This window comes from Nocardioides sp. B129/18 (genome assembly GCF_055282735.1).
In genome coordinates, this window is the sequence record NZ_JBUZJI010000022.1 from 1 (window position 1) to 13912 (window position 13912).

General features: G+C 75.7%; 12 protein-coding genes, 1 tRNA gene and 1 other RNA gene. 5 read left to right on the forward strand and 9 right to left on the reverse strand.

What is annotated here, in order from left to right:
• On the reverse strand, nucleotides 1-1286 hold a 1286-nt coding region (locus ACZDWJ_RS14840; protein WP_463522006.1), incomplete at its 3' end, for a DNA polymerase III subunit gamma and tau.
• Between the two features lie 77 nt (nucleotides 1287-1363).
• An RNA gene (ffs, locus tag ACZDWJ_RS14845) (signal recognition particle sRNA small type) lies at nucleotides 1364-1454 on the reverse strand.
• 129 nt (nucleotides 1455-1583) lie between these two features.
• On the opposite strand from ffs, the gene ACZDWJ_RS14850 reads away from it, so the two are divergent.
• Nucleotides 1584-1672, forward strand: a tRNA-Ser gene (locus tag ACZDWJ_RS14850).
• A gap of 89 nt (nucleotides 1673-1761) precedes the next feature.
• Nucleotides 1762-2268, forward strand: coding sequence for a hypothetical protein (locus ACZDWJ_RS14855; RefSeq protein ID WP_463522008.1), 507 nt, complete (start codon nucleotides 1762-1764; stop codon nucleotides 2266-2268).
• Between the two features lies 1 nt (nucleotide 2269).
• Here the strand turns inward: ACZDWJ_RS14855 and eda are convergent, their stop codons facing one another.
• Genes eda through zwf form a run of 3 tightly spaced genes read right to left on the reverse strand, consistent with a single transcriptional unit; the run spans nucleotide 2270 to nucleotide 6319 of the window.
• Nucleotides 2270-2920 carry a bifunctional 4-hydroxy-2-oxoglutarate aldolase/2-dehydro-3-deoxy-phosphogluconate aldolase gene (eda, locus tag ACZDWJ_RS14860; RefSeq protein WP_463522010.1) on the reverse strand — a complete coding sequence of 217 codons (651 nt, stop codon included), beginning with the start codon at nucleotides 2918-2920 and terminating at the stop codon, nucleotides 2270-2272.
• On the reverse strand, nucleotides 2913-4820 hold the full coding sequence (gene edd, locus ACZDWJ_RS14865; protein WP_463522012.1) for a phosphogluconate dehydratase: 1908 nt from the start codon (nucleotides 4818-4820) through the stop codon (nucleotides 2913-2915). Before edd ends, eda begins: the two co-directional genes overlap by 8 nt.
• Entirely contained in the window at nucleotides 4820-6319 is a 1500-nt protein-coding gene (gene zwf, locus ACZDWJ_RS14870; RefSeq protein ID WP_463522014.1) for a glucose-6-phosphate dehydrogenase, read from the reverse strand. Before zwf ends, edd begins: the two co-directional genes overlap by 1 nt.
• Nucleotides 6320-6403: 84 nt before the next feature.
• Between zwf and ACZDWJ_RS14875 the strand changes: the two genes are divergently transcribed.
• Nucleotides 6404-7645 carry an ROK family transcriptional regulator gene (locus ACZDWJ_RS14875; protein ID WP_463522016.1) on the forward strand — a complete coding sequence of 414 codons (1242 nt, stop codon included), beginning with the start codon at nucleotides 6404-6406 and terminating at the stop codon, nucleotides 7643-7645.
• A 230-nt stretch (nucleotides 7646-7875) separates the two neighbouring features.
• Here the strand turns inward: ACZDWJ_RS14875 and ACZDWJ_RS14880 are convergent, their stop codons facing one another.
• From ACZDWJ_RS14880 to ACZDWJ_RS14890, 3 genes are read right to left on the reverse strand one after another with little or no spacing between them, the layout of a single operon-like run.
• Complete coding sequence (locus ACZDWJ_RS14880; RefSeq protein WP_463522018.1) at nucleotides 7876-9087, reverse strand: EsaB/YukD family protein; 1212 nt, start codon at nucleotides 9085-9087, stop codon at nucleotides 7876-7878.
• A complete protein-coding gene (locus ACZDWJ_RS14885; RefSeq protein WP_463522020.1) occupies nucleotides 9084-9374 on the reverse strand; it encodes a WXG100 family type VII secretion target in 291 nt (96 codons plus the stop codon). The genes ACZDWJ_RS14880 and ACZDWJ_RS14885 overlap by 4 nt, the downstream gene beginning before the upstream one ends.
• Nucleotides 9371-9745: a WXG100 family type VII secretion target gene (locus tag ACZDWJ_RS14890; RefSeq protein WP_463522022.1), complete on the reverse strand. Its 375-nt coding sequence runs from the start codon at nucleotides 9743-9745 to the stop codon at nucleotides 9371-9373. The genes ACZDWJ_RS14885 and ACZDWJ_RS14890 overlap by 4 nt, the downstream gene beginning before the upstream one ends.
• A gap of 268 nt (nucleotides 9746-10013) precedes the next feature.
• Here ACZDWJ_RS14890 and ACZDWJ_RS14895 point away from each other — a divergent pair, with 268 nt between their 5' ends.
• Nucleotides 10014-13043, forward strand: coding sequence for an FtsK/SpoIIIE domain-containing protein (locus tag ACZDWJ_RS14895; protein WP_463522024.1), 3030 nt, complete (start codon nucleotides 10014-10016; stop codon nucleotides 13041-13043).
• Nucleotides 13044-13076: 33 nt separating this feature from the next.
• Here the strand turns inward: ACZDWJ_RS14895 and ACZDWJ_RS14900 are convergent, their stop codons facing one another.
• Entirely contained in the window at nucleotides 13077-13559 is a 483-nt protein-coding gene (locus ACZDWJ_RS14900) for a nuclear transport factor 2 family protein (RefSeq protein ID WP_463522026.1), read from the reverse strand.
• A 131-nt stretch (nucleotides 13560-13690) separates the two neighbouring features.
• Here ACZDWJ_RS14900 and ACZDWJ_RS14905 point away from each other — a divergent pair, with 131 nt between their 5' ends.
• Nucleotides 13691-13852 carry a hypothetical protein gene (locus ACZDWJ_RS14905; protein WP_463522028.1) on the forward strand — a complete coding sequence of 54 codons (162 nt, stop codon included), beginning with the start codon at nucleotides 13691-13693 and terminating at the stop codon, nucleotides 13850-13852.
• The last annotated feature ends 60 nt before the right edge of the window (nucleotides 13853-13912 follow it).

Here is a 13912-nt window from a genome sequence, read left to right on the forward strand (position 1 = left end):
TCCTGCACCGGGACCGCGGGCGGCGCCTGGGCAGCGGGCGCGACCGGCGCGGGGGCCGGCGCGACCGGCGCAGCGGCGGACGGAGCGGGGGCGGCCGCCGCGGCGGACGGCACCCCGGAGACCGAGAGCCGCTTCTCGACGCGGTCGAGACGCGCCATCAGGCCCTCGGAGGTGTGGTCGGCGCCGGGCAGGAGGATGCGGGCGCAGATGAGCTCCAGCAGCAGCCGCGGCGCGGTGGCGCCACGCATCTCGGTGAGGCCGGCCGCGACGAGGTCGGCGGCGCGGGTGAGCTCGCTGGCGCCGAAGCGCGCGGCCTGGGCGACGAGTCGCTCGCCCTGGTCCTCGGAGACGTCGATGAGGCCGGTGGCCGGGGCGTCGGGCACCGCGGCGACGATGACGAGGTCGCGCAGGCGGCGGAGGAGGTCCTCGGTGAAGCGGCGGGGGTCCTGCCCGGTCTCGATGACCTTGTCGACGACGCCGAACACCGAGCGGCCATCGGCGGCGGCGAAGGCGTCGACGACCTCGTCGAGCAGGGAGTCGGGGGTGTAGCCCAGCAGGCCGGTGGTGAGGGCGTGGGTGACGCCCTCGGGTCCGGCGCCGCCGAGCAGCTGGTCGAGCACCGAGAGGGTGTCGCGGGCCGACCCGGCGCCGGCGCGCACGACCAGCGGCAGCGCGGCGGGCTCGATGGCCACGCCCTCCTGCTCGCACAGCTCGGAGAGGTAGGCCGAGAGCAGTCGCGGCGGGATGAGCCGGAAGGGGTAGTGGTGGGTGCGCGAGCGGATCGTCGGCAGCACCTTGTCGGGCTCGGTGGTGGCGAAGATGAAGCGCAGGTGGGGCGGGGGCTCCTCGACGAGCTTGAGCAGGGCGTTGAAGCCCTGCGTGGTGACCATGTGGGCCTCGTCGATGATGTAGACCTTGTAGCGGCTGCGCACCGGTGCGAAGAACGCCTTCTCGCGCAGGTCGCGGGCGTCGTCGACGCCACCGTGGGAGGCGGCGTCGATCTCGATGACGTCGATGGAGCCCGGGCCGCCGCGGGCGAGGTCGCGGCAGGACTCGCACTCGCCGCACGGGTCGGCGATCGGCGCACGCTCGCAGTTGAGCGCGCGGGCCAGGATGCGGGCGCTGGTGGTCTTGCCGCAGCCGCGCGGGCCGGAGAAGAGGTAGGCGTGGTTGACGCGGTTGTTGGCGAGGACGGCACGCAGCGGATCGGTCACGTGCTCCTGCCCGATGACCTCGCGGAAGGTCTCGGGTCGGTAGCGGCGGTACAGCGCCAGCGGTGACTCCACGCCAGAACCCTAACCACGGCCACCGACAACGGCACGCGGACCCGTCGCGCTCGGCCCTCCTCGGACCCCGCAGACGCGAAGGCCCCCCGTGCACCCGACAGAGCCTGCCTACCCTTGCTGCCTTCCGGCCCTGGGGGAGTTCGGTGGGATGTCGCCACACGGGGGGTTGCCGGGAGTCTAGGTGGCGGGCGTCGCGACGACCAAGCCGAGCCGCTCCCCCGCGGCCGCCGGCCCCGGTGCGCCCCTGCTCCGGCCTGCGATTTCGCGGCACCCGGCGCCACCGGTACCCTCCTCGGCGGAGGTATCGCCTAGTGGCCTATGGCGCTCGCTTGGAAAGCGGGTTGGGTTAACAGCCCTCGGGGGTTCGAATCCCCCTACCTCCGCCACAGGACGGCGTCGCGGCTACGGCCGCGGCGCCGTTCGTCGTTCGTCGTTCGTCGTCCCCGGCGTCCGGCCGGCACGGCAGGATGAGCGCGTGGAGGTCTCGCCCCGGTCCCTGGCGCCGATCGGACGAGCCGAGCTGACACGGATCGCGGCGATGGTCGAGGAGGGTCACGCCCGGCGGACGGCGTCGCGTCCCGAGCTCGCGGGACGACTGGTGGCCGGGTGCCTGGCGCAGGGCGCGGCGGCGCACCTGCTCGACGGCGTCACCGGCGTGAAGGACGTCGACGTGTGGCTCTTCTACGACACCCGCGGCCTGCGGTCCGTGCACGGTCTGGCGCGCAACCGGCTCGACCTCGGTCCGAGCGCGCTGGGTCGCCATCCCGACGACCCGCCGCGGTTCACCGGACGACGCGTCGACGTCATGGCGCGCTCGGTGCCCGACGACGCGCCGGAGCAGGCGTGGCGCGACCCGGCCGAGGCGGTGCGGGCCTGGCTGGGCGGACCTCAGGAGTCGCCGCGGCACCTGCGTCGCCGGCCGGTCGTGCTGCTGTGGCCGACCGACCGGCTGGGCGAGGTGGTGTGGCGTCCGGAGGCGTGAGTCAGCCGCGCAGGGCGGCCGTGGCGGCGGCGAGCGCGGTGATGCGCGCCCAGTCGCCCGCGGCGACGGCGTCCTTCGGCGTCAGCCACGAGCCGCCGACGCACGCGACGTTGGAGAGCCCGAGGTAGGCCGGTGCCGAGGTCGCGGTGATGCCGCCGGTGGGGCAGAACCGGACGTCGGGGAGCACCGAGCCGACGGCCCCGAGGTAGGCGGCGCCGCCCGAGGCCTCGGCCGGGAAGAACTTCACCTCGGTGAACCCGGCCTCGCGAGCGGCGAGCACCTCGGAGACCGTCGCGGTGCCGGGCAGGGACGGGACGCCGCCCTCGGCCAGGCCCGCGAGGTGGGCCAGCAGCGACGGCGTCGCACCGGGCGAGACGAGGAACCGCGCGCCGGCGGCGACCGCGGCGTCGGCCTGCGCCGGGGTGGTGACGGTGCCCGCGCCGATGACGACGTCGGGCGCCTCGGCGGCGATCGCGCGGATCGCGTCGAGGGCGGCGGGGGTGCGCAGCGTCAGCTCGACGACGGGGATGCCGCCGTCGGCCAGGGCTCGGGCCAGCGGCACGGCGGAGGCGACGTCGTCGACGACGACGACCGGCACCACCGACACCAGGTCGAGCACGGAGCCCTGCAGGACGGGGGCGAGGTCAGACACGGACACCGGACTCCTCCAGGGTGCGCTCGGCGGCGAGGTCGTGGTCGTGGTCAGGGGCGGAGGCGGGCGAGGCCGGCAGCCCGACGCCGAAGATCGACGCGCCGGCGTCGGCGGCGCCGACCGAGCGGCGGAACGCGGCGAACAGCTCGCGTCCCGTGCCGGTCCACTCCGCGCTCGAGGCGGCGCGTCCGGTGGTCGTGCGGCCGGCCAGCGAGGCGTCGAGGGTCAGGACGCCGGCCTCGGCGTCGACCGTGACGACGTCGCCGTCGACGACCCGCGCGAGCGGACCGCCCAGCGCGGCCTCCGGCGTCACGTGGATGACCGCCGGCACCTTGCCCGACGCCCCCGACATGCGGCCGTCGGTGACGATCGCGACCTTCTGGCCGCGGTCCTGGAGCACGCCGAGCGCCGGGGTGAGCTTGTGGAGCTCGGGCATGCCGTTGGCGGCCGGGCCCTGGTAGCGGATGACGGCGACGAGGTCGCGGCCGTCGAGCTCGCCGGCGGCGAAGGCAGCCAGGAAGTCGTCCTGGTCGTCGAAGACCAGCGCCGGCGCGGTGACCTGACGGTGCTCGGGCTTGACCGCCGAGACCTTGATGACGCCGGTGCCCAGCGGACCGTGGAGCACCCGCAGGCCGCCCTGGGCGGAGAACGGCTGGTCGGCGGGGCGGAGGACGTCGTGGTCGAGGGAGGCCTTGGGCCCCTCCTCCCAGCTGAGGTCGCCGCCGCGCAGCACGGGCTCGCGGGTGTAGTGGTGCAGGCCGCGGCCCATGACGGTGGTGACGTCGTCGTGCAGCAGGCCCGCGCGGAGCAGGGTGTGGACGAAGAACGCCATCCCGCCGGCGGCGTGGAAGTGGTTCACGTCGGCGGTGCCGTTGGGGTACATGCGGCTGATCAGCGGCACGACCTCGGAGAGGTCGGCGAGGTCGTCCCAGGTGAGGACGATGCCCGCGGCCGCGGCGATCGCCGGGAGGTGCAGCGTGTGGTTGGTGGAGCCGCCGCTGGCCAGCAGCGCCACGCAGGCGTTGACGATGGCCTTCTCGTCGACGATGCGCGCGATCGGCGTCGGCTCGCCGCCCTGACGGGTGATCGCCACGGCCCGCTCACCGGCTGCGCGGGTCAGCGCCTCGCGCAGCGGGGTGCCGGGGTTGACGAACGACGCGCCCGGCAGGTGGAGGCCGAGCACCTCCATCAGCAGCTGGTTGGAGTTCGCGGTGCCGTAGAAGGTGCAGGTGCCTGCGGAGTGGTACGACGCCGCCTCGGCCTCGAGCAGCTCCTCGCGGCTGGCGCGTCCCTCGGCGAAGCGCTGCCGGACGGCGGCCTTCTCGGAGTTCGGCAGGCCCGAGGTCATCGGCCCGGCCGGCACGAACACCGCCGGCAGGTGGCCGAAGGAGAGCGCGCCCATGAGCAGGCCCGGCACGATCTTGTCGCAGACGCCGAGCATCAGCCCGCCGTCGAACATGTCGTGGGAGAGCGCGATCGCGGTGGCCATCGCGATGACGTCGCGGGAGTACAGCGAGAGCTGCATGCCCGCGCGACCCTGGGTGATGCCATCGCACATGGCCGGGACGCCGCCGGCGACCTGCGCGATGCCGCCGGCGCGGGAGACGGCGCGCTTGAGCTCGCGCGGGTAGGTCTCGAACGGCTGGTGCGCGGAGAGCATGTCGTTGTAGCTCGTGACGATCGCGACGTTCGGCTTCACCCGGCCGCGCAGCGCGAGCTTGGCCGAGGCCTCCTCGGCGGCGAAGCCGTGCGCGAGGTTCGCGCAGGCCAGGCGGTGACGAGCGGGCGCGGAGGTGGAGGCCGCCTCGACGCGGGCGAGGTACTCGGCGCGGCTGGCCGCGCTGCGCTCGCGGATGCGGTCGGTGACCGCCGCGACGGTGGGGTGCACGGGCGTGGTCATCAGTCGAGCTCCTGCCAGGATCGGCCGTCGCGGCCCAGGAGGGCGTCGGCGGCATCGGGGCCGGTGCTGCCGGCCGGGTACGGGAGGGGACGCTCGCCGGCCGCGTCGGCGGCCTGCCAGGCGTCGAGGATCGGCTCGACCCACGTCCAGGCGGCCTCGACCTCGTCGCGGCGCATGAAGAGCGTCGGGTTGCCGCGGACGACGTCCATGAGCAGCCGCTCGTAGGCCTCCGGCGTGCGTCGGCCGAACGCCGAGGCGTAGCTGAGGTCGAGCGAGACCGGCTTGAGGCGGATGCCGCCCGGGCCGGGCTCCTTGGCCGTCAGGTGCAGGCGCATGCCCTCCTCGGGCTGCACCAGGATGTGCAGGCGGTTGGCCTGCGTGACGCCCTCCGCGCCAGGGAACATCGCGTGCGGGGGCTGCTTGAACTGCACGACGATCTGCGAGGCCCGCTCGGAGAGCCGCTTGCCGGTGCGCAGGTAGAACGGCACGCCGGCCCAGCGCCAGTTGGAGATCTCCGCGCGGATGGCCACGAAGGTCTCGGTGGTGCTGGCGTGGTCGGCGACCTCGGCGACGTAGTCGGGGTCGCCCTGGCCGCTGCCGACGTACTGGCCCCGCACGACGTCGCGGGCGACGTCGTCGGCGGCCAGCGGACGCAGGGCCTGGAGCACCTTGAGCTTCTCGTCGCGGACGTTCTCGCGGCCGACGTAGGTCGGCGGCTCCATCGCGACGAGGCACAGCAGCTGAAGGAGGTGGTTCTGCACCATGTCGCGCAGGGCGCCGGCCTGGTCGTAGTAGCCGCCGCGGTCGCCGACCCCGAGCGACTCCGCCACGGTGATCTCGACGTGGTCGATCCACCGCGAGGACCACAGCGGCTCGAGCAGGGTGTTGGCGAAGCGCGTGACCAGGAGGTTCTGCACGCTCTCCTTGCCGAGGTAGTGGTCGATGCGGAAGATCTGCGACTCGGTGAAGACCTCGCCCACCGCGTCGTTGATCGCTCGGGAGGACTCCAGGCTCTGGCCGATCGGCTTCTCCATCACCACGCGCGAGAGCGGGCTGACGAGGTCGGCGCGCTCGAGGTTGCGACAGATCGGGCCGAACAGCGACGGCGCGACGGCCAGGTAGAAGACGCGGACCGTCTCCTCCGGTCCGGCCGGCGCCTCCTCCTTGAGCAGGCCCGCAAGACGGTGCCAGTCCTCGGGGTCGAGCGCGTCGAGCTCGAGGTGACGCAGGCGGCCCAGCAGCCGCTGGACGGTGGCGGTGTCGAGCTCCGCAGCGGGCACGTGCTCGGCCAGCGCCTCGGCGACGATCGCGCGGAAGGCGTCGTCGTCGGCGTCGGTGCGCGAGACGCCGACGATGCGGAAGCCGTCGGGCAGCTGGCCCTCGCGGTCGCGGTGGAAGAGCGCGGGCAGCAGCTTGCGCAGGGCGAGGTCGCCGGTGGCCCCGAACACGACGAAGTCGGCGTGCGCAGGGAGCTCGGCGGCGGGCGGCAGATCGCTCATGGAGACCACGGTCGCACTCTCTTTGGATCGATACAAGCACCTTTCTGTTTTTTTAAGACATAAGTCGGTGGCTAAGGTGCTCCCGTGACCGATCCCGCCGTCGAGGAGCCCCGCGAGGCCGAGCGCACCCGCGCTCTGCCCCCGACCGCCCTCGGCACCACGGCGGGCGCGCTGTTCCAGCTCGTGCGGCACGGGCGCGCGGTCACCCGCCCGGCCCTCGGTCTGGCCACCGGCCTCTCCCGCACCGCCGTGGCCTCCCGTCTCGACGCGCTGATCGGCGCGGGCCTCCTGACGGGCGGTCCGCTGGTGACCACGACCGGCGGACGGCCCTCGGAGTCGCTGCGCATCGCCGACGACGCCGGCGTCGTGGTCGCGCTGGCCATCGGCCGCTCACGCCACCAGGTCGGCGTCCACGACCTCCTCGGCCGTGAGCTCGGCGCGCTCGCGCAGGAGCACGAGATCGGCGTCGATGCCGCCGGGCTGATGCCGCGCGCGGTCGAGCTGGCCGCCCGGCTGCTGGCCGAGCACGCCCCGGACCGTCCCGTGCTCGGCATCGGCGTCTCGCTGCCGGGCAGCGTCGACGAGGAGGCCGTCGCGAGCATCGGCTCGCCGGTGATCCCCGGCTGGGACGGCGTCCCGCTGCTGCCCTACCTCGAGCCGCTCGGACCGGCTCCGGTCTGGCTCGGCAACGACGCCGACGCGCTCGCGCACGCCGAGCTGCTCGGACGCCCGGAGCTGCGCGACGCCCTGGTCGTCAAGGCCTCGACCGGCCTGGGCATCGGACTCGTGGTCGACGGGCGGATCGCGCGCGGTCACCGCGGCGCGGCCGGGGAGCTGGGCCACTGCCGGGTGCCCAACGCCGGCGACCGCCTGTGCCGCTGCGGCGCGCGCGGATGCCTGGAGACCCTCGCCGGAGGCTGGGCCCTGCTGGCCGAGCACGCGGACCTGTCCGAGGGCCAGCCGGACGCGAACCCGCTGCGCCACGTCCGTGAGCTCGTCGACCTCGCCCGCCACGGCGACCGCGAGGCGCGCGCCCTGATCCGCCAGGCCGGCGTCGAGCTCGGCTCGGTGCTGGCGGTGGCCGTCAACCTCCTCAACCCCGAGGCGATCGTGCTGGGCGGGGACCTCGCCGGCGCCTTCGACGTGCTGGCCGGTGGACTGAAGGAGACGCTCTATCCCGCGGCCGGCGAGCTCGCGACGCGCGACCTGCGGATCCTGCCGTCGGTGCACGGCGAGCGCGCGGGCCTCGTGGGCTGCGCGGCGCTCGCCCTCGACCACGCCCTGGCCGTCGGGGCGGTCGACGCCCGGCTCGCGGCTCTGGGCTGAACCTCCCTGGGCTGAACCTCCCTGGGTCGAGCCGAGCTCGAGGCCGGTCACGAGCCTGTGCCACGACGCGTCGTCGCGGCGCACGAGCAGCGCGGCGGCGGTGACGACGAGGGCGAGGACGAGCCCGACGACCACCGGCGCCCAGCCCTCGCGGCCGGGTCCGCCGCGCACGGCGGCGAGCAGGCGGCGTCGCTCGTGGCGACGCGCCTCGATCTCCTCCCAGGCGGTGCTCATCGCCCCCACTCCGGCCGCGCGAGGACGAGCAGTCCGCAGGCCGCGAGCAGCGGACCGAGCAGCACGCCGCCGACGACGCCGGCTGCTCGCGCGAGCCTGAGTCGCCAGAAGCGCGTGAGGGCGCAGGTGGAGGCCGCACCCGCGGCCAGGAGGGCGACGGCGAGGACGACCAGCGGGAGCGGCGCGCCCGCGCGTCCGTCGGCCCCGGCCACCGCGGCCGCGACGAGCGCCGCCACGAGCCCGAGCACCGCGGGCGCCGCCTGCGCCGCGAGCAGCGCCCGGCCGTGCCAGCGAGGCACCCGGGAGCCGTGCACGCACGAGGCGGCCACCGCCGTCAGCAGCCCGACCGAGCCGACCTCGCCGAGCAGCGCCCCCGCGAGCACCGACGTCACGGACTGCGCGACGAGCAGCGAGAGCAGGCTCGACTCGAGCCGATCGATCTCGTCGTCGACGTCGAGGACGTCGCTCCCCGGCTGCGCGAGGTCGTCGGGCAGGAGCCGCGCCCGCAGTCGAGCGGCGAGGCCGGGCTCGGCAGCGCTCGCGAGCACGCCGGCCGCGGCCAGCGCGACGGCGGACAGGACCGGCGAGGCACCCAGCCCCGCCGCGACCGCGAGGGCGAGCACTGCTGCGGCCCCTCCGAGCACGAGGCCGCCGAGGACCGCGCGCGGGCCATGACGCGCCTCGCCCCGCGTGGATGCCACCACCGGCAGGAGGCATCCGGCTCCCAGCGCCGTGAGCGCCGCAGCCACCAGGGCGAGCGCCGCGGGGGTCGGCCGGACGACGGTCAGCGTCGACGCGAGCGCGGCCACGCCGGCCAGGGCCGCCAGGGCCCCGCAGAGGAGCGTCGCCTCCTCGGCCGTCGGGGAGCCTCGTGCGTCGTCGACCAGCCGGGCCACGCGCTCGGCGGGATCGAGGGGCGGCGGACGGACCCCCGGATCGTCCGCGGGCAGCAACGCGAGGAGGGCACCGCTGCGCACGCCCGCCTCGGCCAGCGTCGCGTCGGCGGTGAGCGGCGGTCCGACCGCCGGCACGAGACGCGGGACCCGCGCGGGAGCGGGCGCGTCGGGCGGGACGAGGCCGAGGGCCTCGGAGAGCTCGACGGCGAGGCCGGCCACCGGCACGTCGGAGGCCAGGCTGACGTCGACCCGGCGTCCCGCGGCGGTCACCGTCACGCGCAGGCGCCCTGCCTCGCCGTCGGGATGGCTCATCGGAACAGGCCGGCGCCTCGTCGGTCCGCTGCCGCGTAGTCGGCGCCTGCCGCGGCGACCGCCACGCTGGTGCGGGCGAGCAGCTGGCGGAGGTCCTCGATGGCGAGGTCCCAGCGGCGCTTGGCGTCGTCGTAGGCCTCCCGTGCCTCACCGGCCCAGCCCGCGCGCAGCGGCGCCAGCTCGGACTCCAGCCGCGAGAGGCGCTCCTCGAGGGCCCGCACCCCGCGCGCGAGGTCGGCCGCGCCGGCGTCGACGCCCGCGTGGCGGACGTGGAGATCGGCGCTCACGACGTCGCCATCGATCCGAGCGCGGCCTGCAGGGCGCCGAGGGTCTGCGCCTGGCGGACGTCGGCGTCGTCGAGGGCCGCCTCGGTGGCGCGCAGGCTGGAGGCGAGGTCGCCGAGCACCGCAACGACCCGACCCTGGCGCTCCTGCCAGGCCAGCGCGAGCGAGGCGAACGCCGCGCCGCCCTGGCCGGACCACTGGCCCTGGAGGGCGGCGGCGTCACCGTGGAGGGTGCGGCCGATCGCGGCGAGCTCCTGCTGGGCGGACTCCACCAGCGCGGCGCCGCGGACGAGCGCTCCGGACTGGGCGAGCAGCTCGGGCGCGGCTCCCGGCGGCGCACCGGGGACGGGGGACGGGACGGACGGGATGGCCATGGGGTGCTCCTCTCGCGACGGCGGGCCGGAGACGGCCCGGGGCCGTCACTGTGCGCCTCTCCGCCGACCTCCGCATCCGCTCATCCCCAGCCCGTGCCTCGCGCCCCGCGACGGCATCCCCGGAGGCCGCGAACCGTGCACAAGGGGCCCGGAGGCACCGTCATCCACGGATCCCGCGCCGCCTCTTCCGCGGGTGGTCAGGCACAGCGCACGGTGGCCCTCGCACCAGCTCACTCGTCCCCGACCCCGCCCACTCAGGAGGCGCCGCGTGATCGATCCGCCGGAGATCCCCGCACCGCCGCCAGCCGTCGAGCGCGAGCCGATGGCCACCGTGCTGCTCGGCGCGCTCCCGATGCTGGCCGGGCTCGGCTCGGTGTCCCTGCTCGCGGGTCGAGGCGGCGGGCGGATGCTGCTGGGCCTGGGCGCGCTCCTGCTCCTGGCGGCCGCGGTCGCCGGCGTCACCGCTCGGCGCCAGGTCGCCGCGCGCGCCCGGCGGGTGAGCGACCTGCGCGAGGACTACCGCGCGGTCCTCGAGCAGGCGTGGAGCACGATCGTCGGCGCACCGCTCGCGGGTCGGCTGCCGGCCGTCGTCGCGGGCCAGCCAGGGCGCCCGCGAGCGCCGATCCCACCGATCCCGCCGATCCCCGCGCGCGCCGACCTCGTGTGCGCCCGCGCGCTGCGACGCCTCGAGGCCCGCCTGACCCTCCTGCGCGCCGCACCGGGGTCGGTCGACCTCGCCGAGGCTCCTCACCTCGACCTCGACGACGAGCACGCTCCCGACCGCGCGCGGGCCGTCGTCTGCGACGCCGCCCGGAGGAACGACGCCGACGAGCTGCACATCGAGGTGATCGCGGGCGCCGAGCACCGCGACGAGTGGGCCTGGGTGCACTGGCTCCCCCACGCAGCAGCTGGAGCGGCACCGCACCGCCTGGTCGTCCTCGACCCGGGCATGGGCGTCGAGTCCGCCCCCGCCGACCTCGCCGGAGCAGCGGTGCTGCGCATCCAGCGGCCGCCGTCCCGCGCCTCGGCGTCCGGGGAGCCGCGCGGATCCTCGCGGCATCCGATGCTCACCCGCACCGAGGCGGAGGCGATCGCGCGCCGGCTCGCAGGCCGGACGACGCCCACGGCGGGCGATCCGCTCGACCTCCTCGCCCCCGCCCCGGGCGACCCGTCGCTGCGCGTCGTGCTGGGCGTCGGACCCGACGGACGCCCGGTGCACCTCGACCTCGCCGAGGCGGCCGAGGGCGGGAGCGGGCCGCACGGCCTGCTCGTGGGCGCCACCGGCTCGGGCAAGTCCGAGCTGCTGCGCACCCTCGTCCTCGGGCTGCTCGGCCGGCACCCGCCCGATCGGCTCGCGCTCGCGCTGATCGACTTCAAGGGCGGTGCGACCTTCGCCGGTCTCGAGGGCGTCCCGCACGTGGCCGGGCTGGCCACCAACCTCGGGGACGACCTCACCGTCGTCGACCGGCTCGCCGAGGCGCTCGGCGCCGAGGTCGCCGAACGGCAGCAGCGGCTCCACGACGCCGGACGCCTGCCCGGCCTGGCCTCCTGGGACGCCCACGTCACCGAGCGTGCGGGACCGCCGCCGCCCCGGCTGATCGTCGTCATCGACGAGCTCAGCGAGCTGGTGACCGCCCGGCCCGACGTCGTCCCGGTGCTGGTGGCGCTGGGTCGGGTGGGGCGATCCCTCGGGGTGCACCTGCTGCTCGCCAGCCAGCGCTGGGACGAGGGCCGGCTCGGCGGCCTGGAGGCGCACGTCTCCTACCGGATCGCGCTGCGGACGTTCTCCGCAGCGGAGTCCCGAGCCGCCATCGGGGTGCCGGACGCCGCCGACCTGCCGCAGGAGCCGGGCCACGGCCTGCTGCGCGTGGGCACGAGCCTGCTTCCCTTCCGAGCGCCCGCGGTGTCGGCCCCTCGGGTGGTCGCGACGCGGGCATCGGTGGAGGTCGACGTCCCGGCGTCGGGCGCATCGTCCCAGGCGCGCACGATCCGCAAGGATCCGAGCGCCTGGGAGTCCACGCTCACCGGTCTGCGAGGAGCCGTGTCACCGACCCCACCGGTGTGGGTGCCGCCGCTGAGCGCGCCGCTGGACCTGAGGTCGCTCCTTCCGGCCGATCGAGCGATGGCTCCGCATCTGCTCGTGGGGGCGCGGGAGCGGCCGCGCGGTCGCGGTCACGAGCCGCTGGTCCTGCACGGGCATCCTCTGGTCGTCGGCGCCCGGGGCTCCGGCGTGAGCACCGCGCTGCGAGCCTTGGCGTGGTCGGCGGCCCTGCCGGCGGACCCGGCCGACGTCGCGCTGGTCCTGCTCGACCTCGACGACGGCGGCCTCGCCCCGCTCACGGCCCTCCCGCACGTGATCGGCCGGGCCACTCGGGCCGAGGAGGTGCCGGCCGCGCTGGCCTCCCTCGACGATCGGGAGCCGGGACGCCGTGCGCTGGTGCTCGTCGACGGCTGGGCCCGGGTCCGTGACCACCCCCGGGCCGCGGACGCCCTGCTGTCGGTGATCGACGGCGGAGCCAGCGACGACGTCCGCGTGGCCGTGGGCGCACGCCGCTGGACCGACCTGCGACCGGCCGTGCGCGATCTCCTCGGCGCGGCGCTCGAGCTGCGGCTGGCCGATCCGACCGAGTCGCTGGTCGACCGGCGGCGTGCCTCCTCCCTGCGGCGCGACCGCCCCGGGCACGGGCTCGACGAGGAGGGCCACGAGGTCCTCGTCGCCGTGATGCCCGGGGAGTCGGACGTCGCCGCGGCGCTCGGCCGGCGTCATCGCACCGCGGCCCTCGATCTCGCCGGCTGGCTCCGCACCGCTCCCGCACCGAGCGACCTGGAGATCCGGGGCCCGGCGGGCTCGGGACGCTCGACCGCCCTGGCGATCGCCCTGCGCCGCCAGGTCGAGCGCGGACCCGACCACGCGCGGATCGTGCTCCTGCGCTCGGCGGAGCACCTCCGGGCCGGGGTCCCGCCCTCGATGCTGCTGCCCTGGGACCACGACGACCCCGCCGACGGCGCACGCCAGCTCACCGCGCACCTGGCCGACCGCGCGACGCGCGCGGGCGCGGCCGGGCCGGACGTCGTCGTGGTCGCCGACGAGCCGGCGCCCGACGAGACGTCCGTCCTCGAGGTCCTCCGGGGTCACCGGGAGGGGCTGGTGCTCCTGGTGGTCGCCTCCGGCGCCTTCTCGGACCGGTCCGCGACGGAGCTCACCGCTCGCCTGACCCTCGGCCCGACCCGGGGTCACGGCGAGCTGTGTCGCCCCGGGCGTCCGACGGTGGAGGTCCGAGTGCCGCGACCGCCGTGAGCCCGGGAGCGGTCAGGCGTCAGACGTCAGACGTCAGACGTGAGTGTGGGAGCCCGCGGCGCTGACCTTGAAGCTCGGCACGTCGTCGAGGCTCATGGTGGCCTCGTACGTGCGGCGGTAGCCGGTGTGGGCGATGCGCCAGCCCTCGTCGGTGCGCACGTAGCGATCCTCGTAGATCGCCGCGCCCTCGAGCATGAAGCGGAACGCCTCGACGATCACCTTGTCCTGGAGGTACCAGCGACCGACGGCGGTGTCGCCCTCGACGTCGATCTCGGGGTGGTGCGCCTGATGGAGGGTGATCATCCCCTCGCCGAGGTTGGAGCGCATGTACTCCACGAGCGCGGCGCGGTCCTCGAAGAGCAGGCCGTTGTAGTCGCCGGTGACGTCCGGCAGGAAGCAGGACTCGAACTCGTCCCACTGCTTGGTGTCCAAGGTGCGCAGGTAGCGGTACTTCAGCCGGGCGATGGCCTCGCGGTCCTCGCGCACGTCCGCTCGGGGGGATGCGGTGTCGCTCACGGGCCGCAACCTACGCGTGTCCGGGGTCACACCGCATGAAAAGCGCCCGTAACCCGCGCTCAACCGGCCCGCCATGCGACGGCGCCACGATGAGTGCACCGATCACCCACCCCACGCATCAGGAGGCCACGATGGAGAACCCCACCAGCGCCGCTCGCGACGTCGACGCGCCCACCGACCTGAGGACCCGCCACTCCCGCGCCCTCGCCCGACTCATGGCCGACCGCGCCGACCTGCGCGGCATCAACGGCTTCGCCGACATGGTCGACGACTCGCTGCGGTGGACCGCCTGACGCGACGGACCTCCTGCCGGGCCCCCGCCCGGTCCCCCCGTACGGCGCCCGGGACGACCC